Here is a 21,998-nt window from a genome sequence, read left to right as displayed (position 1 = left end):
CGGCCCCGCGCATCCTCAGGCAAGCTCGGCGAGCACCTGGGCGACGATCCTCTGCACCGAGAGCCCGTACCGTTCGTGCAGGGTGGGCAGCGCGCCGGCGTCGAGGAACTCGTCCGGCAGCGCCACCGGCACCACCCGCTTGCCGAGTCCGGCCGTGACCACAGCCGAGGCGACGGTCTCGAAGAGGCCTCCCACCACGCTGTGGTTCTCCAGCGTGACCGCGAGGCGGTCGGTGTTCAGCTCGGCGAGGACCGTCGCGGTGTCGAACGGCTTGATGGTGGGGGCATGGACGACGGCGACATCCACGTGGTGTGCCGCCAGCGCCTCGGCCGCCTGAAGTGCCCGCATGGTCATGAGCCCGCTGGCGATGAAGACGACGTCATTGCCCCCGCGCAGAACTTTGGCCCTGCCGAGTTCGAACGTGTAGTCGTATTCGTCCAGCACGGTGGGGACGTTGCCGCGCAGCAGCCGCAGGTATGTGGGCCCCTCGCTGGCCGCCAGTTGCGGGACGGCCTGCTCGATGTCCAGGGAGTCGCAGGGGTCCACGATGGTCAGGTTGGGCATGCCCCGGAAGATCGCCATGTCCTCCGTCGCCTGGTGGCTGGGGCCGTAGCCGGTGGTCAGTCCAGGGAGGCCGCCGACGATGTTGACATTGAGGTTCGGCTCGGCGGCGTCCAGGCACAGGAAGTCGTAGGCGCGCCGGGCGGCGAACACCGAGTACGTGGAAGCGAACGGGACCAGGCCCGTCTCCGCCAGGCCGGCCGCGGCGCCGAAGAGCAGCTGCTCGGCCATGCCCATCTGGAAGAAGCGTTCCGGGAACGCCTGGGCGAAGATGTGCATGTCCGTGTACTTGCCTAGGTCCGCGGTCAGTCCCACGATCTTGTCGTTCTCCTGCGCGGCCTTGACCAGGGCGTGCCCGAACGGCGCGGATGTGGTCTTCTGGCCCGGATCCGCGAAGGACGCGATCATGGCCGACGTCTTCAGCTTGGGTGTAGTGGCGGTGCTCATCGGGCGGCCTTTCCTTCGAATCCTGCGGTCAGCTGCTCGCGGCAGAGCTGCCATTCGTGTTCTTCGATGCGCATGAAGTGCGCCTTTTCGCGGTCTTCGAGGAGCGGAACACCGCGGCCCACCTTCGTGTCGCACAGGATCACGGAGGGACGTCCGACGGCGGCGGCCTGGGCGGCCGCGTTGTCGAACGCGGCCAGCAGCGCGCCGACGTCGTTCCCGTCCACGCGCTGGGTGTACCAGCCGAAGGCTTCCCACTTTTCGGTGACGGGCTCGGTGCGCAGCACGGTGTCGGTCTTCCCGTCGGCCTGCAGGGCGTTGATGTCCACCATCGCGGTGAGGTTGCCGAGCTGATGGTGGTGCGCGCCCATTGCGGCCTCCCAGGTGGAGCCTTCGTCGAGTTCGCCGTCGGAGAGGAAGTTGTAGACCCGGGCGTCCGATCCCTGGTACCGCAGACCCAGGGCGGCACCGACGGCGATGGAGAGGCCGTGGCCGAGGGAGCCGCCGGAGATCTCCATCCCGGGCGTGTAGGTGGACATCCCGGACATCGGCAGCCGCGAATTGTCGGAGCCGTAGGTCTCCAGTTCCGTGACCGGGATGATCCCGGCCTCGGCGAGAGCCGCGTAGTGGCCGATCGCGTAGTGGCCGGTGGAGAGCAGGAACCGGTCGCGTTCCTCCCACGCGGGGTCGTCGGCGCGGAACCGGAGCTGGTCCGCGTAGACCGCGGCGAACATATCGGCTGCGCCGAGGGCCTGTCCCACATAGCCCTGGCCCTGGACCTCGCCCATGTTCAGGGCATGGTGCCGGATCCGGAACGCTGCCGCCTGGACCCGTGCGGTCCGCTCCGATGTTGATTCCCCGGAGATCTTGCCGGGCTGGTGCAGTTCGTCGACGGAGGCCATCAGGCGTTCACCGCCTGCGCAGTGTTTTTGGTGGCCTCGTCCGCGAGCTTGCGCTCGCGCTTGCCCCAGGTTTCGCGGGTGGCGACGGCGGCCCACAGGCCGATGGCGGCGTACGTGCCGAAGAGCAGCGCCGGTCCCATCCAGCCGAAGCTGACGAACAGCAGCGTGGTGATGAACGGGGTGAAGCCGGAAACCATGGCCGAGATCTGGTAGGCCAGCGAGGCGCCGGAGGCGCGGGTCTTGGCCTGGAAGAGCTCCGGGAACCAGGCGCCCTGGGCGCCGGCCAGGGAGTTCTGGCACACGGCGTAGGAGATCACGAGGGTGGCGATGATGAAGATGAACAGGCCGGTGTTGACCAGCAGGAACATCGGGACGGCGAACAGCACGGCGAAGGCGCAGGACCAGATGTAGAGCGGCCGGCGGCCGATCCTGTCCGTCAGCCGTGCCCAGGCCTGGGTGGCGAAGATGCCGATGGCGGAGGCGATGCACAAGGCCACGAGCGTCTGGGTCTTGTCGGCCAGGTGCTGGCTGTTCAGGTACGAAATCATGTACGTGACTGACACGGCGTAGCCTGCGGTCTCGGCGATGCGGAGGCCGATGCCTTTCACGATATTGCGCCAGTCGGTCTTGAGGACCTCGGTGATAGGTGACTTCACGATGGAGCCGCTGTCCTTGACTTCGTCAAAGACGGGGGACTCGGGAACCTTGGACCGGATGATCAGGCCGACGATCACCAGCACGATGCTGGCAAGGAAGGGAATGCGCCAGGCGAGTTCGCCGCCGAGCTGGACGCTGACGAGGAACACCAGGTTGGCCAGCAGGAGCCCCACCGGGAAGCCGGCCTGCACGATGCCGGTGTATTTGCCCTTTGACTTCCAGGGTGCGTGCTCGTAGCTCATCAGGATCGCGCCGCCCCATTCCGCGCCGAAAGCCAGGCCCTGGACAATGCGGACGAACACGAGCAAAGCGGGTGCGAGGAGGCCGACCTGGCTGTAGGTGGGGAGCAGGCCGATCAGGAAGGTGGCGACGCCCATCAGGATCAGCGAGGCCACGAGGACGGGCTTGCGGCCGAGCTTGTCGCCGAGGTGGCCGCCGATGATGCCGCCGATCGGGCGGGCCGCAAACCCCACGCCAAGTGTGGCGAACGCGGCCAGTGTTCCCGTCACCGGATCGCCGGTGGGGAAGAACGCCGTGCCGAAGTACAGGGCGGCAGCCGTACCGAAACCAATGAAGTCATAAGTTTCGATGACGGCGCCGACGCCGGAGCCGATCGCGACGCGCCGGGCTTCCTTCGTGCCGTGCACCGGGCCCCGCATGGTGAGAGCTTCGTTGCTCATGTCAATCCCTTTCGAAGAGAGCTGCCGACGCTTACGCACCGACACTGTCGACTGTTAACAGATGATATGCCAGTGTGACCCGCGCCATAGGGAATGTCAACAGTCAACTTCAAAGGTTGACTGTTGACAGTCAAATTTGTAGTGTGGTCCATATCACCACCGCCTCAGGGCGCGACCAGAGGATCAACAACGATGTTCAATTCCCGACTCGGCTGCTCGTCCATCAGCTTCCGCCACCAGGACCTGCCTGAGGCCCTGCGCACCATCGCATGCCTCGGCTTCGAGGAAATAGATCTCGGCGCCCTCCCCGGAGTGTGCGACCACGTTCCCTACGCCCTCGATGCCGAGGCCGTAACCGCCGTGACGGCCGAGGTCGTTGCCTCCGGGCTGCGTGTCCGGTCGGTCAACGGGGACATTGGGGACCTGAACGCCGTGCTCGACGCCGACGCACAGTCCGCCCGGAACCGGCACCTTGACGCGCTCCTCACCTTGGCAGCCGGCACCGGCGCCAAGGCCCTGGTCCTGCCCTGCGGCGCCCTCGGCCACGAGCCCGTCCGCAGTCTCGACGAGGACCTGGACACCATTGCAGCTCAACTCATCGGGGCCAGGCGGCGGGCGGACGGGTTCGGCGTCGAACTCTGGACCGAGTCACTCCACTTCCTGCGGTTCTGCTGGAACCTGGAGCGCGCGGAACTGCTGGCCCGGCGGCTGGCCGACTCCGGCGTCGGGATCGTCATGGACTTCAGCCATATCGTGGCCGCCGGCGAGGACCCGCTGGACTACCTCAAGCGCCATCAGGGCCGGATCGCCCACGTTCACCTGCGCGATGCCGTGCCGGGGAACATTAACCTCAGCATCGGCAACGGCCAGGCCGATTTCGCCGCCGGCCTGGGCGCCCTCGCAGCCGTTGGCTACACCGGCCACTTCTCCCTGGAGTTGGAGACCCGGGACGTCACCCACGGGGAACGCCCGGCCGCGGCCGCCAAGGCCGCCAGCTTCATCACAGACCTTCTCTGACCGTCGATTGCTCCGTAACGGCCCTTTTGGACCCTCAAAACGGCGCTTGTGGAGCAATCGATTCCATCCACAGACACAACCAAGCAATCAAGGAGCATTATGAGCACCATCCAGCGCACCGCCGTCCTCACCGGGGCAACCTCGGACCGAGGCATCGGCATCACCACCGCACGCCGCTACGCCAGCCGGGGCTGGGCCGTGGTGATCCTGGACCTCGACGGCGAGAAGTCCGCCAAGGTCGCTACGGAGATCGGCAACGAGTTCAACGTTCCCGCGTTTGGCTACGAGGTCGACGTAGCCAGCGAGGACTCCGTCATCGCCGCCTACCAGGCTGTGGCGGCCGAGGTCCGCTCCGGCAACCTCCCCGCCGTCGGTGCTTTGGCGAACATCGCCGGCATCACCTCGCCGGTGCCGTTCCTGGAGACCACGCTGGAGCTGTGGAACAAGGTCATGGCCGTGAACTCGACCGGCACGTACCTGGTCACCAAGGCGTTCCTGCCGGATATGATCGCCAGCGGCTGGGGCCGGATCGTTAACATGTCCTCCGTCTCCGCACAGCGCGGCGGCGGCGTCTTCGGCAAGGTCCCGTACTCCGCAGCCAAGGCGGCCATCCTGGGCTTCACCAAGGCCCTGGCCCGCGAAATCGGCAGCACCGGCGTGACCGTCAATGCCATCACCCCCGGCGCCGTGGACACGAACATCCGCGTGGGCAGCACCGAGGAGCAGGAAGCCGCCATCAACGCCGGTATTCCGCTGGGGCGCAACGCCAGTACCGAGGAAATCGCGGCCGTCATCACGTTCCTGTCCTCCGAGGAATCCGCCTACCTCACCGGAACCACCATCGATATCAACGGCGGAAGCCACATCCACTAGCAGTCTCGCCGCTTAGAAGACCGAGAGCAGCTGAAAGAGCCCACGATGACCAGAATATTCAACGACCCGTCCGATTTCGCCGAGGAAGCCCTCGCCGGCTTCTGCGACGTCCATGCGAACCTGGTGCGCCAGGTGCCCGGCGGCGCCGTCCGCCGGCGCCGGCCCCGCCAACCGAAGGTGGCCGTGCTGGCTGGCGGCGGCTCGGGGCATTACCCGGCCTTCGCCGGGCTCATCGGCACCGGACTGGCCGACGGCGCCGTCGTCGGAAATATCTTTACCTCGCCGTCCGCGCAGCAGGCGTACTCCGTTGCGAAGGCCGCGGACAGCGGCGCCGGAGTGGTCGTCGCCTATGGCAACTACGCCGGCGACGTCATGAACTTCGGCCTGGCCAGCGAGCGGCTGGCCGCCGAGGGGATCCAGGTGGACAACGTGCTGGTGATGGACGACATCGCCAGCGCACCGCCGTCGGAAGCCGGCAAGCGCCGCGGCATCGCCGGTGACTTCACCGTCTTCAAGATCATGGGCGCGGCCGCCGAGGCCGGCGAGACACTGCCCGAGGTGGTTCGCCTGGGCCGGAAGGCCAACGATTTGACCCGCAGCATCGGCAGCGCCTTCAGCGGCTGCACCTTTCCCGGCGCCGACGCTCCGCTGTTCACGCTCGGGGACAAGATGATGGGGCTCGGCCTGGGCATCCACGGCGAGCCCGGACTGTTCGACACCGAGCTGCCGCCCGCGCGGAAGCTGGGACAGGAACTCGTAGCCCGTGTGCTGGCGGAGACGCCCCATGGTGCCGGCCGGCGGATCGCCGTGCTCCTGAACGGGCTCGGCTCCACGAAACAGGAAGAGCTGTTCGTTCTGTGGCTCAGCGTCGCACCGCTGCTTCGCGCCGCCGGCTACACGCTGGTGATGCCGGAAGTCGGCGAACTCGTCACAAGCCTGGACATGGCCGGCGTTTCCTTGACCGTGACGTGGCTCGATGACGAACTTGAGCCGCTCTGGACCGCTCCCGCCGAGACCCCCGCCTACCGGCGGGGGAATGCCGCCCTCCCCGACGGCGAGGCCGACGAGTCGACGCCGGCCGAGGACACTGCGGTGCCGGAGGCCTTCGCCGCGGCAAACCCTTCACGTGAGTACGCCGGGCAATGTGTCGCTGCCCTGCTGGCGGCCCGCGAGGCACTCCACGACGCCGAGAAAACCCTCGGCGACCTCGACGCCATCGCCGGCGACGGCGACCACGGACGGGGCATGGTCCGCGGCATTGATGCGGCCTGGGCCGCCGCCACCGGGGCCGCGTCCCGCGGCGCCGGTGCCGGGGCCGTCCTGGTCACCGCTGGCGACGCCTGGGCGGACAACGCCGGTGGCACCTCCGGCGTGCTGTGGGGCGCCGGCCTGCGGGCCTTCGGCGAGTCCCTCGGCGACGACCACGTGCCCGGAGCGGCCGAACTGGCGGCGGCCGTGACTGCCTTTGCCGCCCGGATCGCCGAGCTCGGCAAGGCCGACGTCGGCGACAAGACCATGGTGGACGCGCTAGTCCCGTTTGCCGAGACCTTCAGCCGGCTCGCCAGCGAAGGGGCGGGGGCGGATGCCGGCTGGGCGGAAGCGGCGAGCGAGGCTGCCTCCGCGGCGCAGGCCACCGCGGCCCTGCGTCCACTGAAGGGACGGGCGCGGCCCCTGGCGGAAAAGAGCATCGGCACACCTGACCCCGGAGCCACGTCCCTGGCGATGGTGTTCAATGTGTTCGGTCCACACCTTGCCGGTGTACGGCAGCCCGCGGGGGCACGCCCGTGAGCCCGGGGGCTGGGCTCCGGCTCATTGTGGGCGCGGACGAAGCCGGTGTGGACTACAAGGACCAGATCCTGGCGGACCTCCGGGCGGATCCGAGGGTCGCGAAAGTCATCGACATTGGGGTCAACCGTGGCGACGCCCCGGAGCACTTCGCCAAGCCTTACCCGTACGTGGGCATCGCCGCGGGGGAACTGATCCGGGACGGGCAGGCGGACCGGGCCATCCTGTTCTGCGGTACCGGGATCGGCGTCGCCATTGCCGCCAACAAGGTGGACGGCATCCGGGCTGCGACCGCCCATGACTCCTTCAGCGTGGAACGCTCCGTGCTCTCCAACGACTGCCAGGTCCTCACGATGGGCCAGCGCGTTGTGGGGCTGGAGCTGGCGCGGCGGCTCGCGCGGGAATGGATCGGCTACAGCTTCGATCCCTCGTCCGCCTCCGCGGATAAAGTCAAGGTGCTCACGGACTTCGAGGGCTGCTGAACCCCGGCTAGTCCACACTGACCATGATCCGCTGCACCACGTTGTTGCCCATGCCCTGGTAGTTCCACGCCGGTTCCAGCGGCTGCACCGCGCCGCTGGCGTCGGTGGCACGGCAGGAGAGCTCATGTTCGCCGGGATCAGCCACCCACGGCATCGACCACGCGCACCAGGCGAACGGCGCGGCCGGGTGCTCCAGATGGGCCGCGGCCCACTTCCCGTCGATCCCGACGTCGACGCGCTGCACGGCGCCCTCCCCGGACCACGCCCGGCCGGTCAGCATCACCGGTCCGCGGGGCAGGACCCGGCGCCGGGTGAAGAAATCCGGGACGCCCGGGGGAACCATGAGCGAGCGGACCTTTATCCACGTGACCGGGGTGCCGGGATCGTCAGCATCCTGCTGGTAGCGGTAGGCCACGGACTGCTGGAAACCGTCGTAGGGCTTGGTCAGTACCCTGATCGAGGACAGCCACTTCACGCTCGCCATGCCGTACCAGCCGGGCACCACCAGCCGGAGCGGATAGCCGTGCTGCGGCGGCAGGTCCGCGCCGTTCATCCGGTAGGCGAGCACGACGTCGGGCCGCAGGGCCTCGTCGATCGGCAGGCTCCGGGCGAACTGCTGGGCGACGCCGCCCTGGATGCCGCTGTCTGCCCCCGTGAAGAGCACCTCGACGGCGTCGTCCTCCACGCCGGCCTGGGTCAGGAGGTAGGCGAGCGGGACGCCGGTCCACGCCGCGGTGCCGACACCTTCCAGGACCCACGGCTGGCTCAACGGGCGGGGCCGCAGCAGGGACCGGCCGTTGCCGGCGCACTCCAGGGTGACCGGGAGGGTAATGCTCGGTGCCCGGCGCAGGGCCCGCATGCTCAGCTCCACGGCCCGCTGCACCGCGCCGCCGATCTGCAGATGCCAGTGCTCGACGTCGATGAACGGGATGTCGAAGTGCGTGAGCACATAGTGCAGCCCGGGCGGAGTGGTGTCGATCTGCAGGGCCTCGAGCGGCATGGAATGATTCCGCACGGCGAGCTGTAGCTCGTCCGCTGTCAGCGGGCCGTGGCTGGGCTCGCCGGAATGCGGCGCGAGTCTCCGGTCCTGCCGTCGCGGACTCTTCAGGACGCCGGAGCGTCTGGACATTTGCTTTGGCATGGCGTTGCGATTCTTCTCCGCACCGGCCCGTTTCTGGCCGATGTCACCTGAAATCAGGTCTACGCCGCAGCCCGGAAACCGTCAACACCGGGCTACAGCGTGTGCGCCTCGGCCAGGAACTGTTCCAGGCTCAGCGGTTCCCGCCCCGTCAGCTCATGCACTGCCGACGTCGGGCCCGCCAGCTCTCCGGCCGCGATGGCCGTGTACGTGCTCACCCAGGCGTCCACCTGCCACGGCGGCGCACCGAAGGAGGCGCGCGACGCGTAAGCCTCCTCGAGGGTCTCGTTGTGGAACGTGATGGCCCGGCCGGTTCCGGCGGTCAGCAGTTCCGCGCCGCGGGCCAGCGAGATGTTCTCCGGGCCCGTCAGATCATAGGTCCGTCGCACGTGCAGGGCCGGGTCCCGCAGCACGGTGACGGCCGAGCGGGCAACGTCCGCCCGCGCCACGGCCGCCATCACGCCATCCCCGGCCGGGCCGCGGATGACGCCGTCTTCCCCGGCCAGCAGGGGCAGGAAGTCCAGATAGAAGTTGTCCCGCAGGAACGTGTAGTCCATACCGGAGGCCTTGATGCGCTCCTCCGTCGCGAAGTGGTCCCGGCCCAGCGTGAACGTGGAGTCCGGCGCCGCGCCGAAGAACGAGGTGTACACGATGTGCCGGACGCCCGCCGCGGCCGCTGCGTCGACGAAAGCGTAGTGCTGCTGCAGCCGGTCCTCGGCCTCGGCGGCGGAGACCATGAACAGCGTTGTCGCCCCGACCAGCGCCGCCTTCGTCCGCTCCTGATCGGCGTAGGTGGTCACAAAGGGGACGGCACCTTCGAGGTCAGGCGCCCGGGCGGAGTCCCGCACCAGGAGCCGTTGTCGGCTTCCGGCCGCGGCCAGCAGCCTGGCCACCAGGCCGCCCAGGTGGCCGGTGGACCCGGTGACGGCGAGTTCGGGCGCGTTGGGCATGGCCTAGGCCTCGCGGGATGCGGGTGATTTGGTCTGCGCGGGGTCGCGTTCGGCCAGCGGGCCGATGACGGCGTCGATCTTGTCCATGATCACCGGGTCCAGCTTCACGCCCGCGGCGGCCACGTTTTTCGCGATCTGCTCCGGCCGGGACGCGCCCATGATCGCCGAGGCCACGTTCTTGTTCTGCAGCACCCAGGCGATGCTGAGCTGCGCCATGGTCAGCCCGGCCTCCTCCGCGATCGGTTTGAGCTGCTGGACGCCGGTGAGGACCTCGTTGGACATCCAGCGCTCGATCATCCGCGAACCGCCCTTTGAATCCGTGGCGCGGCTGCCCTCGGGGGCCGGCCTGCCGGGGTGGTACTTGCCGCTCAGCACGCCCTGCGCGATCGGGGACCAGACGATCTGGGACAGGCCCAGCTCGGCCGACGCCGGAATCACCTCGGCCTCGATCACCCGCCACAGCATGGAGTACTGCGGCTGGTTGGAGATCAGCTGGAAGCCCAGTTCCTTGGCGAGGGCATGGCCGTCGCGGATCTGGTTGGCCGTCCACTCGCTGACCCCGATGTACAGGGCCTTGCCCTGCCGCACGATGTCCGCGAAGGCCTGCATGGTCTCTTCCAGCGGCGTCTCGTAGTCGTAGCGGTGGGCCTGGTAGAGGTCCACGTAGTCGGTCTGCAGCCGCCTGAGGGAGCCGTTGATGGATTCCATGATGTGCTTGCGGGACAGGCCAAGATCGTTGTGGCCCTTGGGCCCGGTGGGGCCGAACACCTTCGTGAAGACTTCCAGCGACTCCCGGCGCTCGTCCTTCAAGGCTGCGCCGAGGACCGTCTCCGCCGCGGTGTTGGCGTAGACGTCGGCCGTGTCGAAGGTGCTGATACCGGCGTCGAGCGCCGCCCGCACGCACTGGGTGGCGACGTCGTTCTCCACCTGGGAGCCATGGGTCAGCCAGTTGCCAAACGTAATTTCTGAAATCTTGAAGCCGCTGTTCCCGAGGTATCTGAATTCCATGGGTTCCAACGTAGCGGACTTGCCTGCCCGGGGTAAGGGCTCAGCCGGCCTTGCGCTCCTGGGCCGGCTGTTTAGCCTTCCCGGCCGGAAGAGTGCCGCGCAACGACACCAGGGAGCCGGTATCCAGTAGAGACTTCGCCGCGGGCATGGGCGGCTTTTTGAACGCCCGCGGGACGACGCCAAGCGTTCCATTGGTGTCCGTGGCCGACTGCACGAGGGCTGAGACTTCCTTGATGTCCCGTGCCGGTGCCATGGGGTTGGGCAGGTCCCGGACGGTGACACGGACGGCCGGGCCGGCTTCGGCCCTGGCCCTTGCGGCGGCGCGGGCATCTGCCCGGGCCACGGCGGCCGCCCACTCCGGCGACAACGCCGGCTCCTTCTTGCCTGTATTCCGGGCAGGGCGGCGCGGTTTCATCGTCGCGGCCGGGCGCGCGGGCTTTGCGGTCTTGGCCGGCTCGTTACGAATCCGCTCTTCCCGTACTGCATGTTCCCGTGCTGCGGGGATTCCGCGGAGGAGCCCGGCGGCGGCCAGGACCACGACAGCAGCCAGCCGGCCGATGCCTGCGAGCACGAGGGTGGCGGCGAAGACCATGAAGAGACCGAGGAACATGAAGAACGCCACGCCGAGGGTCCCGAAAAAAGTCAGGTTCAGCGCAATGGTTGTTGGATCTTCCATGTCACCTCTCCTTGCCGGCCTGCTGCAGCGTGGTCCCTGCCGCAAGCACGTGGCAGGCAGGAGCCCCCTTAACAATACGTACTTTTCGCCGGCTCCGTGCCGCCCCGGGCGGTCCCGGCGAAGATGTGTCGAAGCCGTTATCCGCGGGCGGGGCACGGCCCTGCCGCCCCGGCGTCTATAGTCAAAGACAGCCCCGCCGGCGTCGTCCGGCCCGCCGGAAGGACACCTTGTGACGCACGCCGCAGCAGCCGATTCCGAGCGCGCCGGCGCGTCTGGCGCGGACCGGTCCGTGAACCGTCCGGCCGCGCTGTATGAGGGGAACTGCCCGTGCCTGTCCGGCGAACAGTATGTGCACTGCTGCGGGCGGTTCCATCGCGGAGATGCCGAGGCGGCGACGGCGGAGCAGCTCATGCGCTCCCGGTACAGCGCCTTCGTGGTCCGGGACGCAGGTTACTTGCTCCGGACCTGGCACCCGGACACGCGGCCCGCGGAGATGGAGTTTGATGCCGGCATGCAGTGGCGCCGCCTCGACATCCTCTCCACCAGCCGGGGCGGCCCGCTGGACAGTGAAGGCGTGGTGGAATTCGCCGCGCACTACCGGCACGAGGGCGAACGCGCTGTGCAGCGCGAAACCAGCCGTTTTGTCCGGGTGGGCGGGCGCTGGTATTACCTGTCCGGCGTCGTGTCCGGCTGACGCCTCCGGGCTAGCGGCGCCAGGCTAGCGGCGCGCAGATGAGGAGTCCCCGGCTGGGGAGTCACTGACAGAGTGCTCCTCGACCGCCGCCGGGCTGAAGCCGGCCCGATCCACCTTGCGGTGAAAATGCATGCCCGCGAGGCCGCCCAGCACCGCGCCCACCAAAGCCACCAGGGCCACGACAATCGCCGCGATGATGCTCAGGGTGTTCAGCTGGCCCTCGTTGATCGGGATCCGCGGGAAGCTGTTCAGGTTTGCCAGGATGTTGAAGCGCTGCCCGGCGACCAGGCCCAGCACGGCGACCACGATCGCGGCGATCAGGGCCCAGATCCAGACCATGAAGCCTTGCCTGGCGCCGTTGAAGCGGGCCATCCGCCCGGCCACATACCCGCCGCAGTAGTAGGCGATCAGGAGGATCACGAGCAGCACGATGATGCCGGCCAGCCCGACCGTCTGGTTGTTGGAGGCCTGGTCTACGGCATCGTTCACATCGGTGTTGGTGGCCAGTCCGACGGCGGTGCCGCCGGCCGCGACCAACGCGGTGAGCAGCACGGCCGTACCAGTGGCCGCCAGCCAGCCGAAGAATGCCGAGCCGACTTGGATGCCGCCGAACTGTTCCTTCTCGCGGGCCACGACAGTTGCGCGGGTGGGGACCTCTTCGACGACGGTTTCGTGGAGGGGTGCGTCGTGATGGTGTGAGTCACGGACGGGGTCGTCGTGGCGGACCGCTGTAACCGGCGCGGCCGTGGCGTCGTCCTGCGTGGTGTGGCGTGTCGTCTTGTCGTCGGGGCCTGCCGTGCTGCTCATGAGGGCTGCTCACTTTCGCTGAATGACCGGGCACCGTAGGGGTGACAGTCTGGCATCCACCTAACCACGGCGGAATCCGGTTAGCAAGGATGCTTACTATCCGTCGTGGGAGGTTCAGCGGTACTTGCGGTGCAGGTCTTCCCGGACCGAGGCGCGCCGGCTGGCGTCCGCGATCCACGGACCGGTCCCTTCGGACTGGTCAAGGACCCCGGCCTCCAGCCAGGCGTAGTCGCCGGCCAGGGTCTTGCGGGCCAGGGCGTGGTCGGCGTCGTCGGTGTTCCGCCACAGCCGGTCGAAATATTCGTCGACGCGAACACGGGCCTGTTCGCAGTAGGCCTCCGCGAGTTCGTAGGCCGAGGCGCCGCGTTCCGGCTGCGTCCGCAGCAGCATCTCGGCGCGGGAACAGCAGGCCGCCATGGCAAACAGCTCCGCACCGATGTCCACGATCCGGCCCAGGAACGCCTGCTTGTGCTCAAGCTTCGCCTGCCAACGGCCCATCCCGTAGAAGGTCTGCCGCGCCAGGCGCCGGGAGGAGCGCTCCACGTAGCGCAGCTGTTTGGCCAGCCGGCCGAAGTCGCTGTAGGACCGCGGATCCATGCCCGCGCCGGCCACGAGTTTGGGCAGCCACTTCGCGTAGAAGCCGGAGGCGCCGACGGCGGCCTTGGCCTTGTCCGACAGCCGGGCGTCCTCCGAGGCGAGGTCTCCCGCGGCCGCCAGGTGCGCGTCCACGGCTTCGCGGGCGATCAGCAACTTCATGATTTCCGAGGACCCCTCGAAGATCCGGTTGATCCTCATGTCGCGGAGCTGCTGTTCCGCGGCAACGGCGCGCTCGCCGCGGGCCTCGAGCGAGTCCGCCGTTTCAAAGCCCCGGCCGCCGCGGATTTGCACGAGTTCGTCCGCGATGAGACAGCTGATCTCCGTGGACCACAGCTTGGCCAGGGCCGCCTCGATCCGGATGTCCTTCTGCCCGGCGTCGGCCATTTCCGCGGAGAGTTCGAACACGGCATCCAGGGCGAAGGCGCTGGCCGCGATGAAGGCGATTTTCTTGCCCACGGCCTCGTGCTGGCCGATCGGCCGACCCCACTGCGTGCGGGCGTTGGACCATTCGCGGGCGATCTTCAGGCTCCACCGGCCCGTGGCGACGCACAGCGCGGGGATTGAGAGCCGGCCCGTGTTGAGTGTGGTGAGGGCGATCTTCAGGCCCTGTCCTTCCCGGCCCAGCCGGTTGGCGGCGGGGACCCGGACCTGATGGAAGCGGGTGACGCCGTTTTCGATCCCGCGGAGCCCCATAAAGGTGTTGCGGTTTTCCACGGTGATGCCGGGGGAGTCCATTTCCACTACGAACGCGCTAATGCCGCCTTTGTGGGCGGTGCCGTCCGCATCGGTGTGCGGCGGCACGAGGGCCATCACCACGACGAGTTCGGCGATGACGCCGTTGGTGGTCCACAGCTTGACGCCGTCCAGGACGTACGACTCGCCGTCGTCGGAGAGGACGGCCGTGCTGCCCATCCGGGCCGGGTCGCTGCCGACGTCAGGCTCGGTCAGCAGGAACGCGGTGATGGCTCCTGCGGCGCAGCGGGGCAGATATTCCCGCTTCTGGGCCGGGGTGCCGAAGACCTTGACCGGCTCGGGGACGCCGATCGACTGGTGCGCGGAGAACAGGGCGCCGAGGCTTGGGTGAACCGAGCCAAGCAGGGCCAGTGCGCGGCCGTAGTACACGAGGGTGAGGCCCAGCCCGCCGTATTCGCGGGGAATCTTCATTCCGAACGCGCCGAGCTCGGCAAGCCCCTTGAGATAGTCGTCGGGGATCCGGTCATCGCGCTCGATGTCGCGCCCGGACATCGTGCGGCAATAGTCGGTCAGCCGGGCCATGAAGGCTTCGCCGCGTTCGACGTCGTCAGCGGGGGCCTCGGGCCACGGGTGGATCAGGCTCAAATCGAAGCTGCCGAGGTAGAGGCCCTTCGCGAAGCTGGGCTGGTTCCAGCTGGTCTCGCGGGCGGCCTCGGCAATGGCCCGGGCGTCGGCGGCAGTCGCGTCGGGGCCGATGTGGTCCGGCGCCCCGGCGGTCTCCTGCGCCGGGGCGCCGGGTGTAGCAGTGCCTGGTGTTGGAACGTCGGATGCGGTGGCGGGGTCTTCAATGGCGGAGCTCACGGGGCATCTCCTCTAACCGGGTGGCCGGCTTGAGCCCTGGATCCGCCGCGGGTGGAGGACCCTTCAGCTGTCCCGCAATACTACTCGCGGGTAAGTGCCTGTGCTAGGGGAGGCCTGGCCCGGATAGTCGGGCCGGAGGTCCGTGCCGAAGTCGACCTGGAAATCGGCGGGCAACTCCACGGTTGAGGCGTGGTGGACCAGCCGGTCCCAGCCGTGGTTGATGCCGTGGACCAGGCCAACCACCGCGCCGGCCACGAGATACCAGGCGAGCCGGCCCACGCCGACCAGAACCATGGCCGCGAACGCGGACACCATCATGAAGGCGCCGATCATCAGGGCGAACACGAGGGTTCCGATCACCACCATCGTGCCCGTCTCCACTGCGCTTAGGTCGAACTGCATTCTTCCCCCTGCACCATTGCTTCGGTTGAATCAGTAGCCCGAGCGTAGAGTGCCGGAGACGTGCTGAACTAGGGTCCTTTGGACGTTCCCGGCCTCTTGATGCGGGATCGAAATGCTACCCGGGCGTAGGTCACGGCCCGGTCGCGGCAGCCCCACCAATATCAGGCGTTACGCCGGTTGTTCTTGTCGGGACCCGTCGACGGCTCAGTCGTCGTCGTCGTGTTCCGGGGCGCTCTGGTTCAGGACCTGGAAGTCCGCGCCGAGGGCGACTTCGACCTCGGATCCGTCAGTCAGGCGCACTTCCACCTCATAGCCGGACGCGCCGTCGTCGGCCCGCTCCACTTCGGTGACACTGCCCTGGCCTACCTTCGCCAAGGCGGCGCTGCTTGCCATCGCGCGGTCGGCGTCGGTGAGGGCCGGCCCGTCGGAATCGTCGCCCAACTCAAGGTTTCCAATGCTGACTGCGAGGGCGCTCATGCGCTCGGCCTGGAGATCCCTGCCCTGCTGGGTCGCCGCGACCGCGATTGACGCTCCCCCCAGCACCACCGCTGCAGAGGCTGCCCCCGTGATCCACATCGTTCTCTTCCGCATGGTGGTCTCCTTTCAGCTGGTCATTCAAGTGTGCGCCGACTTCCGGGAGCAGACAACGATGAAATTCGGCCGGAGCCCTGCGTTAACCTTGTAGCTGGCAGTTTTTCGAATCCGCTGCCCCGCAGTACCACCCCAAACCATCCTTGGCAGCTGAAGGAGAGTGCGTGTCCCGCTCCGCCGTGTCATCAGCCGACGCCATCAGCGCCCGGCTCCGGGACCTCGAGCTCCTCACCAAAGGACCTGCCTGGGCGCTGACGCGCTCGGCGCCGTGGGTGATCGCCGTGCTCCAGGCCTCCTTCACCCGCACCCGCGCCCAGCTGCCTCTGGAACAGTTCCACGCCGACGTCGACGCCTTCCTCGAGCAGCTCCGCCGGCAGGCCCCGGGCACGGGAGAGCAGCACAGTGGCTCGGCCAACGGCGCACTTTCCGGAAAGAAATATGCGGACGAGTGGACCCGCAAAAACTTCCTGACCCGCCGGAACCAGTCGGGCCAGATCGTGTACGAAGTCACCGAGCCTGCTGCCCGCGTCCTGGCTTTCCTGGACAGCCTCTCGAGCGAGCGGTCCACCCTGAACGGCTCCCGGCTCGGCACACTGCTCGGCGATGTGGAGAAACTCGCCAACGAGACCAACCCGGACCAGAGCGCACGGATTGAATCCCTCGAAGAGGAGATCGACGAGCGCCGCCAGCTGATGGAGGACATCAGCTCCGGGGACTTCGACGGGCTGCTCGACGACGACGAGGCTGTGGAGGCCGCCGGCAACATCCTCGATCTCGCCGCGAGCCTGCCCGCTGACTACAAGAAAATGCGTGACCGGATCGAAGAGCTCGTGGGGGAGCTGCGGAACCAGATCATCGAGGAATCCCTCAGCAAAGGCGCCACCATGGCCCAGGTGCTCGAGGCCGACAAGCGGCTGCGGCAGAGCCCCGAAGGCCGGACGTTCCGCTCCTTCACCGCGTTCCTGGAGGACCCGCAACAGCAGCTGAGGTTCCGGTCGGCGATCGGCGAGGTGCTGAGCCGGCAGTTCGCGGACGAGCTCAGCCACGACGAACGCGAGACCCTCAAGAACCTCGTGGCCGAACTCCGTAGCCAGCACAGCCAGATCCAGAGGATTTACGGCAAGCTCAGCGAGAGCCTCAACACCTACGTCCAAAGTGACGACTTCCGGCAGTCGGTCCGGCTCCGCAAGGTCCTGCGGGAGGCCGAGCAGGCCATCCGCTCCCTGCCCTACGAGCGCGAACGGCCCGGCCTGGTCCGCGGTCCGGTGTTGTTCAGTGCCGGCTTTGAGTCCCTGGCCATGGTCAAGCTCTTCGACCCGGACGAATTCGCGGCTCCGCCCAAGCTGGCCGATCCCATCGCGTTCTCCGACTCGGACCGTGCGCGCTCGCCCCGGACCGCCAAGGCCAAACCGGAAGCCATCCGCGCCGCGCTCGCAGGGGCCTCAACCCTGACCGAGGCATGGGCGCAGCTCCCGGCCGGGGAACGCCACATCAACTCCATCCGGGCCCTGCTGTCGCAGACCCTGCACGAAGGCGCCGGCTTCGACCGCGGGGCCTGGGGTCCCATCGAATTCGAACAAATCGACGGCACCACCCGCACCGCCTACCTGCCCGTCGTCACGCTCGCGAAGGATTGACCATGACTGAAGAGACCGCGACATTGACCATGACTGAAGAGACCGTGACAGAGACCGTGACAACGGACCTGCAGCCCGCACCAGCGCCAGCGGACAACGACGGCGGCCGCGTCCGGAGCGACTCCTTCACAGTCACCCCCCGGGACACATTCGTCGACGGCGCCGCCCTCTACCCGGGCGACACCGGCGTGCTCCCGATGAAAGTCCGGCAGGCGCTCGTGAAGCTGCTCAAGGGCCCGTACATCGACGGCGGCCGCGAGGAAAAACTCTGGACCACGCTCCTGGACAACCAGCTGATCCTGCGCAGCCGCCTCTCCGAACTCTTCCTCACGCTGCAGCTGGACCACGAACGTAAGGTCGCCGTCCTGCGCCCCGTAGATCCCGAAGCGATCGGCGGCAGCACCCGTTCCAGCATCCTGCGCCAGCAGCGGGCACTGAGCCGGGTCGAAACAATCGTCCTGCTCCGCCTGCGCCTGCTCCTGGACCGGCACGTCACCGCCCAGACGGACCCCACGATCACGCGCGAGGAAATCGCCGAACTCGTGGCCCACTATCAGCCCACCGGCCAGCAGGACGCCCTGCGCGATGCCGACGTCGTCAACCGCGCCATCACCAAGCTCCTGGCCCGCCAACTCCTCCTCACCACGGGCCTGGACGACGTCTACACCATCTCCAATGCCCTCCCCCTGGCCCTCCCGTTCGAAAACATCGGCGACATCCCGGCCCAAATCGAAGCCCTGGTCGCGGCCAGCACAGACCAGTCAGGAACAGAACCCCTGCTGGAGCTCGACGCCGACACCCCTGCGACTGTGGAGGATGACTCGGACGACGACGCCGATGCCGTCCCGGGAGTGGCATCGGGCCTGTCGGAGCCGGACGGCCTGCTGCTTGCAGCAGAGCCGTCCGGCGAAGGGGCGGGGGCGGCATCGCCGTCGGCGTCCACCGCAACCACGAACGAAGGAGCCAAGTGAGCATCGCAACCATGCTGCCAATGGGCGAGCTCACCAACCCCGGCCAGATGCGCCTGGCCCTCGTCCAGGTGGTCAACTGGGGCACATTCCATGGCGCCCACACGATGCACGTGGACCGCAACGGCACCCTGCTGACCGGCAATTCGGGCGTCGGGAAGTCCACGCTGTTCGATGCCATGCTTCGGGTCTTCGACGCCCGTCCCCGCTCCAACGAAGCCGCGGCGCAGCGGGCCGGAGGCGCTGTCGAGGACAAGCGCACCACGTTCACGTACATGCGCGGCAAGGTGGGCGACAAGGCCGTGGGCGAGGGCTCGGCGAGTGCGTTCCAGCGCCCCGGCGCCACCTGGTCCGCCGTCGCGCTCACCTTCGACAACGCCGCCGGCACCCGGATGACGGTCTCGGCGCTGTTCGACCTGCCCAAGAACGGCACGGAGTCCAGCGTCGGCCGGTACTACGTGATCGACAACAAGCCGCTGGACCTCGCGGCGATCGAGGGCATCGCGGAGAAGCGGTTCACCAAGTCCGCGCTCGACGTGATCTTCCCGGACGCCCAGATCTTCGACGTCCACAAGGCCTTCGCCGAACGCTTCCGCCGGCTTCTCGGCATCAACTCGGATCAGGCCCTCCCGCTGCTGCGCGTCATCCAGGCCGGCAAGGGACTCGGCGGCAGCGTCAACACTTTCTTCCGCGACCAGGTTCTCGATGCCCCCGCCACACTCGCCGCAGCGGACGACGTCGTCGAGGAATTCAGCAACCTCATGTCCATCCGGCAGCGCCTCGAGGACGTCCGGCAGCAGCGTGACCAGCTGGCTCCCGTCCCCGGGCTGAACAAGGAATACGCGCAGGCGCTGCTGGACGCGAACCGGCTGCGGGACCTGTCCGGCGAGGAATTCGAGGCCTATAAGCAGCAGCTCGCTGTCACGGTCCGTGAGAAGACCCTGGCCCGGTTGAAAGAGCTCGCCCAGGCGAAGGCCAGTGACCTTGCCGCCGAACGTGCTGTCCGCGATGGCTTCGCCAAGGAACTGCGCCAGCTGGAGGGGGAGTACAACAACCAGGGCGGCAATGCGATTTCCGCGATAGAGCAGTCCCGGGAGAACGCCCGGGTGGGGCTCAAGCTCCGGCAGGAGGTGGAGGAAGCGACCCGCAAGGCGCTGACCGACGCCGGGCTCGAACTCCAGTGGTCGGCCGCCGGCTGGGAACAGGCCCATGAGCACGCCGCGGCACGCTCGGCCGAGCTCCAGGACGATTCCGAGGCGCTTAAGGAACTGCGCTTCGAGGCCTTTGACGGCCACGCCACCAGGAAGCGCGAGCTTGCCGCGGCCCAGCAGGAGCTTGTCTCGCTGAAGACGCGCAAGTCGCTGCTGCCGCCGTCGAGCATTGAAAACCGCAGCGCCATTGCGGCCGCCACAGGCGTGCCCGAGGAGCAGATGCCCTTCGGCGGCGAGCTGATCGACCTCGCCGAGGGCCAGGAACAGTGGCGCCCGGCCGCCGAGCGCGCGCTGCGGAGCCTGGCCACCACGCTGCTGGTCCCGGGAGAGCACTTCGCGGCAGTCACCCGGTTCCTCAACGACCACTCCGTGCGCGGTGCGCTGCGTGCCGTGGACGTCTCGCGGCCCCTGGCCGGCGGCGCGCTGGCCGTCGAGGACGTGGCCGATGGCGATCTGCTGACCAAGCTCAGTTTCCTCACCGACGCCGGACCCCACTCGGAGGCGCTTGCGCAGGCCAGTGCCTGGCTCCGCGAACGGATTGCGCTCGACTTCGCCTACCCGTGCGTGGAAGACCCGGACCAGCTCGCCGGCCTGGAGAAGGGCCTGAGCCTGGGCGGCGTGGTCAAGCGCAACCGCCACACGGTGGAAAAGGATGACCGCTTCACGTCACGGCAGGACTACGTCCTCGGGTTCGACAACGCCGCCAAGCTTGAACTCGTGGCGGCCCAGGTGGAGGACCTGCAACAGGAACTTGCCAAGGCTGCCGAACTGGCGCAAACCCGGGAAGAGTCACACCAGGGCATGACCCGGCAGCTCGATGCCCTGCGCCGTGTGGCCGACGACCACCGGCCCTGGGAGCAGGTCTCGGCAGCGGTGGCCGCGGAGGAGCTCGCCCGGATCGAGCAGCGCCTCAAGGATGCCCTCGCCGCACAGGCGGACCTCGAACCGCTGCGCGCCAGCATCGAAGCCGCGCGGCACAAGCACCAGTCCAGCACTGAGGCCGCGGCCGTGCTGCAGAGCGAGTACAAGGCCCTCGATGCGCGCATGACCGCCGCTGATTCGCTGCTCGACGCGGCACGGAACCGGCTGGGGCAGGCGCCGCCGTCGGACGCCGGCGTCGCCGCCCTGGAACCGTACTTCACCGGTTTCGGCGACGTCCTGGAGATGCACGAGCTCGACAACCTCGCCAACCAGGTCCGCACCAGGCTCCTTGCAGAACTGCATGGGGCCGAGTCCCGCGGGCAGGCCACCTCGGAGCGCCTCACCCGGATTTTCGAGGGCTTCGTCCGCGAATGGGGCACGGCGATTTCCGCGGACCACGGCACGTCAATCGGCGCCGCGGGGGAGTTCGAATCCCGTTACCACGCGATTGTCAGCGACGGGCTGCCCGCACAGGAGGCCGAGTTCCGGCAGTTCTTCAACCAGCGGACCCACGAATCCTTTTCCACCCTGCTGCACCTTCTGGACGAGGAGCGCCGCGCCATCACCAGCCGCATTCTGCCGCTGAACGGGATCCTGTCCGAGGTCAACTTCCACGAGGGCAGCTTCCTGGAACTCGACATCAAACAGACGCTGCCGGCGACGGCGAAGCAGTTCAAGGACGCCATTCAGAACGCGCTCAAGGTCCGGCACACCAGGCCGGGCAAGCCGGTCAATGCGGCGTCCGCCGCCGTGTCCGGGGCGGAGACGGACGCCGACGCCGAGCTCACCACCCGCTACAAGTCGCTCGAAACGCTCGTGAAGCGGCTCGGCTCGCAGACTCCCGAGGACCGGCGCTGGCGTGCCGAGGTGCTGGACGTCCGCGGCCATCTGTTCATCCAGTGCAAGGAGCACCGCGACGTGCAGGGTACCGGTGCCCAGGGCGCCGGCCCCAAGGGGGCGGGGAAGGGTGCGAAGAAGACCGAGGTCTACATGCACGCGGACACCGGCTCCATGTCCGGCGGCGAGCGGCAGCGCTTCACCGCGTTCATTATGGCGGCGGCGCTGAGCTACCAGCTGGGCATCGCCGAACAGGGCTTCACTACCTACGGCACCGTGATGATGGACGAAGCCTTCGTGCTCGCCTCCGAGGAATTCGCCGGCGCCGGCATCAAGGCGCTGCACGAGTTCGGCTTCCAGCTGCTGCTGGCCGCGCCGGAGAACGTGATTGACCTCTCCCGGCACCTGGGGTCGGTGACGGAGATCCTGCGGGACAAGCGCACCAACCGCTCCGGCGTCCTGACCGCCCCGGTGATTGCCCCACGTCAAGGCATGGAGGGCTCCTGGCGGTCCGAGGCGAACCCTGTGGACATCGTCCTGCGCTGACACAACCCTCCCCGCGTTGCCTTTTTGGCGGCTGGATCTGGTGCCGCACCACCGATTGAG

At 68.0% G+C, this 21,998-nt stretch carries 19 protein-coding genes; 8 read left to right on the top strand and 11 right to left on the bottom strand.

The features are described from left to right. Positions 1 to 15: 15 nt before the first annotated feature. Genes AC1D2F_RS19940 through AC1D2F_RS19930 form a run of 3 tightly spaced genes read right to left on the bottom strand, consistent with a single transcriptional unit; the run spans position 16 to position 3,244 of the window. On the bottom strand, positions 16 to 1,008 hold the full coding sequence (locus AC1D2F_RS19940; protein ID WP_364744804.1) for a transketolase family protein: 993 nt from the start codon (positions 1,006 to 1,008) through the stop codon (positions 16 to 18). Continuing rightward, positions 1,005 to 1,907 carry a transketolase gene (locus AC1D2F_RS19935; RefSeq protein ID WP_364744807.1) on the bottom strand — a complete coding sequence of 301 codons (903 nt, stop codon included), beginning with the start codon at positions 1,905 to 1,907 and terminating at the stop codon, positions 1,005 to 1,007. The genes AC1D2F_RS19940 and AC1D2F_RS19935 overlap by 4 nt, the downstream gene beginning before the upstream one ends. After that, the gene (locus AC1D2F_RS19930; protein WP_364744810.1) at positions 1,907 to 3,244 is read right to left on the bottom strand and encodes an MFS transporter; all 1,338 of its coding nucleotides are present in this window, start codon (positions 3,242 to 3,244) and stop codon (positions 1,907 to 1,909) included. The genes AC1D2F_RS19935 and AC1D2F_RS19930 overlap by 1 nt, the downstream gene beginning before the upstream one ends. 192 nt (positions 3,245 to 3,436) lie before the next feature. Between AC1D2F_RS19930 and AC1D2F_RS19925 the strand changes: the two genes are divergently transcribed. The 4 genes from AC1D2F_RS19925 to AC1D2F_RS19910 all read left to right on the top strand — a co-directional run bounded on the left by AC1D2F_RS19925 (position 3,437) and on the right by AC1D2F_RS19910 (position 7,401). Next, complete coding sequence (locus tag AC1D2F_RS19925; protein WP_229994227.1) at positions 3,437 to 4,261, top strand: sugar phosphate isomerase/epimerase family protein; 825 nt, start codon at positions 3,437 to 3,439, stop codon at positions 4,259 to 4,261. Positions 4,262 to 4,360: 99 nt separating this feature from the next. Then, entirely contained in the window at positions 4,361 to 5,134 is a 774-nt protein-coding gene (locus AC1D2F_RS19920) for an SDR family NAD(P)-dependent oxidoreductase (protein WP_229994226.1), read from the top strand. 45 nt (positions 5,135 to 5,179) lie between these two features. Further along, positions 5,180 to 6,922, top strand: coding sequence for a dihydroxyacetone kinase family protein (locus AC1D2F_RS19915; RefSeq protein ID WP_476967540.1), 1,743 nt, complete (start codon positions 5,180 to 5,182; stop codon positions 6,920 to 6,922). Beyond that, positions 6,919 to 7,401, top strand: a complete 483-nt coding sequence (locus tag AC1D2F_RS19910; RefSeq protein WP_229994224.1) for an RpiB/LacA/LacB family sugar-phosphate isomerase — start codon at positions 6,919 to 6,921, stop codon at positions 7,399 to 7,401. The genes AC1D2F_RS19915 and AC1D2F_RS19910 overlap by 4 nt, the downstream gene beginning before the upstream one ends. Positions 7,402 to 7,408: 7 nt before the next feature. On the opposite strand, the gene AC1D2F_RS19905 is transcribed toward AC1D2F_RS19910, so the two are convergent. The 4 genes from AC1D2F_RS19905 to AC1D2F_RS19890 form a co-directional block, all read right to left on the bottom strand. Then, positions 7,409 to 8,542, bottom strand: a complete 1,134-nt coding sequence (locus tag AC1D2F_RS19905) for a sulfite oxidase (protein WP_414645475.1) — start codon at positions 8,540 to 8,542, stop codon at positions 7,409 to 7,411. 92 nt (positions 8,543 to 8,634) lie between these two features. Then, positions 8,635 to 9,489: an SDR family oxidoreductase gene (locus tag AC1D2F_RS19900; RefSeq protein ID WP_229994223.1), complete on the bottom strand. Its 855-nt coding sequence runs from the start codon at positions 9,487 to 9,489 to the stop codon at positions 8,635 to 8,637. 3 nt (positions 9,490 to 9,492) lie between these two features. Continuing rightward, a complete protein-coding gene (locus tag AC1D2F_RS19895; protein WP_229994222.1) occupies positions 9,493 to 10,497 on the bottom strand; it encodes an aldo/keto reductase family protein in 1,005 nt (334 codons plus the stop codon). A 40-nt stretch (positions 10,498 to 10,537) separates the two neighbouring features. Then, a complete protein-coding gene (locus AC1D2F_RS19890) occupies positions 10,538 to 11,173 on the bottom strand; it encodes a hypothetical protein (protein ID WP_229994221.1) in 636 nt (211 codons plus the stop codon). A 289-nt stretch (positions 11,174 to 11,462) separates the two neighbouring features. On the opposite strand from AC1D2F_RS19890, the gene AC1D2F_RS19885 reads away from it, so the two are divergent. Further along, positions 11,463 to 11,867, top strand: coding sequence for a YchJ family protein (locus AC1D2F_RS19885; protein WP_229994245.1), 405 nt, complete (start codon positions 11,463 to 11,465; stop codon positions 11,865 to 11,867). 24 nt (positions 11,868 to 11,891) lie between these two features. Here the strand turns inward: AC1D2F_RS19885 and AC1D2F_RS19880 are convergent, their stop codons facing one another. The 4 genes from AC1D2F_RS19880 to AC1D2F_RS19865 all read right to left on the bottom strand — a co-directional run bounded on the left by AC1D2F_RS19880 (position 11,892) and on the right by AC1D2F_RS19865 (position 15,818). Continuing rightward, positions 11,892 to 12,674, bottom strand: coding sequence for a hypothetical protein (locus AC1D2F_RS19880; RefSeq protein WP_229994220.1), 783 nt, complete (start codon positions 12,672 to 12,674; stop codon positions 11,892 to 11,894). Positions 12,675 to 12,788: 114 nt separating this feature from the next. Then, positions 12,789 to 14,720, bottom strand: coding sequence for an acyl-CoA dehydrogenase family protein (locus tag AC1D2F_RS19875; RefSeq protein WP_229994244.1), 1,932 nt, complete (start codon positions 14,718 to 14,720; stop codon positions 12,789 to 12,791). Positions 14,721 to 14,888: 168 nt separating this feature from the next. Beyond that, positions 14,889 to 15,227 (bottom strand): hypothetical protein, encoded by a 339-nt coding sequence (locus AC1D2F_RS19870; protein ID WP_229994219.1) that lies wholly within the window; start codon positions 15,225 to 15,227, stop codon positions 14,889 to 14,891. 204 nt (positions 15,228 to 15,431) lie between these two features. After that, positions 15,432 to 15,818: a PepSY domain-containing protein gene (locus AC1D2F_RS19865; protein WP_476967539.1), complete on the bottom strand. Its 387-nt coding sequence runs from the start codon at positions 15,816 to 15,818 to the stop codon at positions 15,432 to 15,434. A gap of 164 nt (positions 15,819 to 15,982) precedes the next feature. Between AC1D2F_RS19865 and AC1D2F_RS19860 the strand changes: the two genes are divergently transcribed. The 3 genes from AC1D2F_RS19860 to AC1D2F_RS19850 are packed head-to-tail and all read left to right on the top strand — an operon-like array spanning position 15,983 to position 21,938. Further along, positions 15,983 to 17,455, top strand: a complete 1,473-nt coding sequence (locus AC1D2F_RS19860; protein ID WP_364744821.1) for a DUF3375 family protein — start codon at positions 15,983 to 15,985, stop codon at positions 17,453 to 17,455. A 2-nt stretch (positions 17,456 to 17,457) separates the two neighbouring features. Further along, positions 17,458 to 18,426, top strand: coding sequence for a DUF4194 domain-containing protein (locus AC1D2F_RS19855; protein ID WP_476967538.1), 969 nt, complete (start codon positions 17,458 to 17,460; stop codon positions 18,424 to 18,426). Beyond that, a complete protein-coding gene (locus tag AC1D2F_RS19850; protein ID WP_476967537.1) occupies positions 18,423 to 21,938 on the top strand; it encodes an ATP-binding protein in 3,516 nt (1,171 codons plus the stop codon). The genes AC1D2F_RS19855 and AC1D2F_RS19850 overlap by 4 nt, the downstream gene beginning before the upstream one ends. Positions 21,939 to 21,998 lie beyond the last annotated feature (60 nt).

The sequence above is a fragment of the Arthrobacter sp. P1_B3 genome (assembly GCF_056406615.1).
This window is presented reverse-complemented; position numbering and strand designations above follow the sequence as displayed.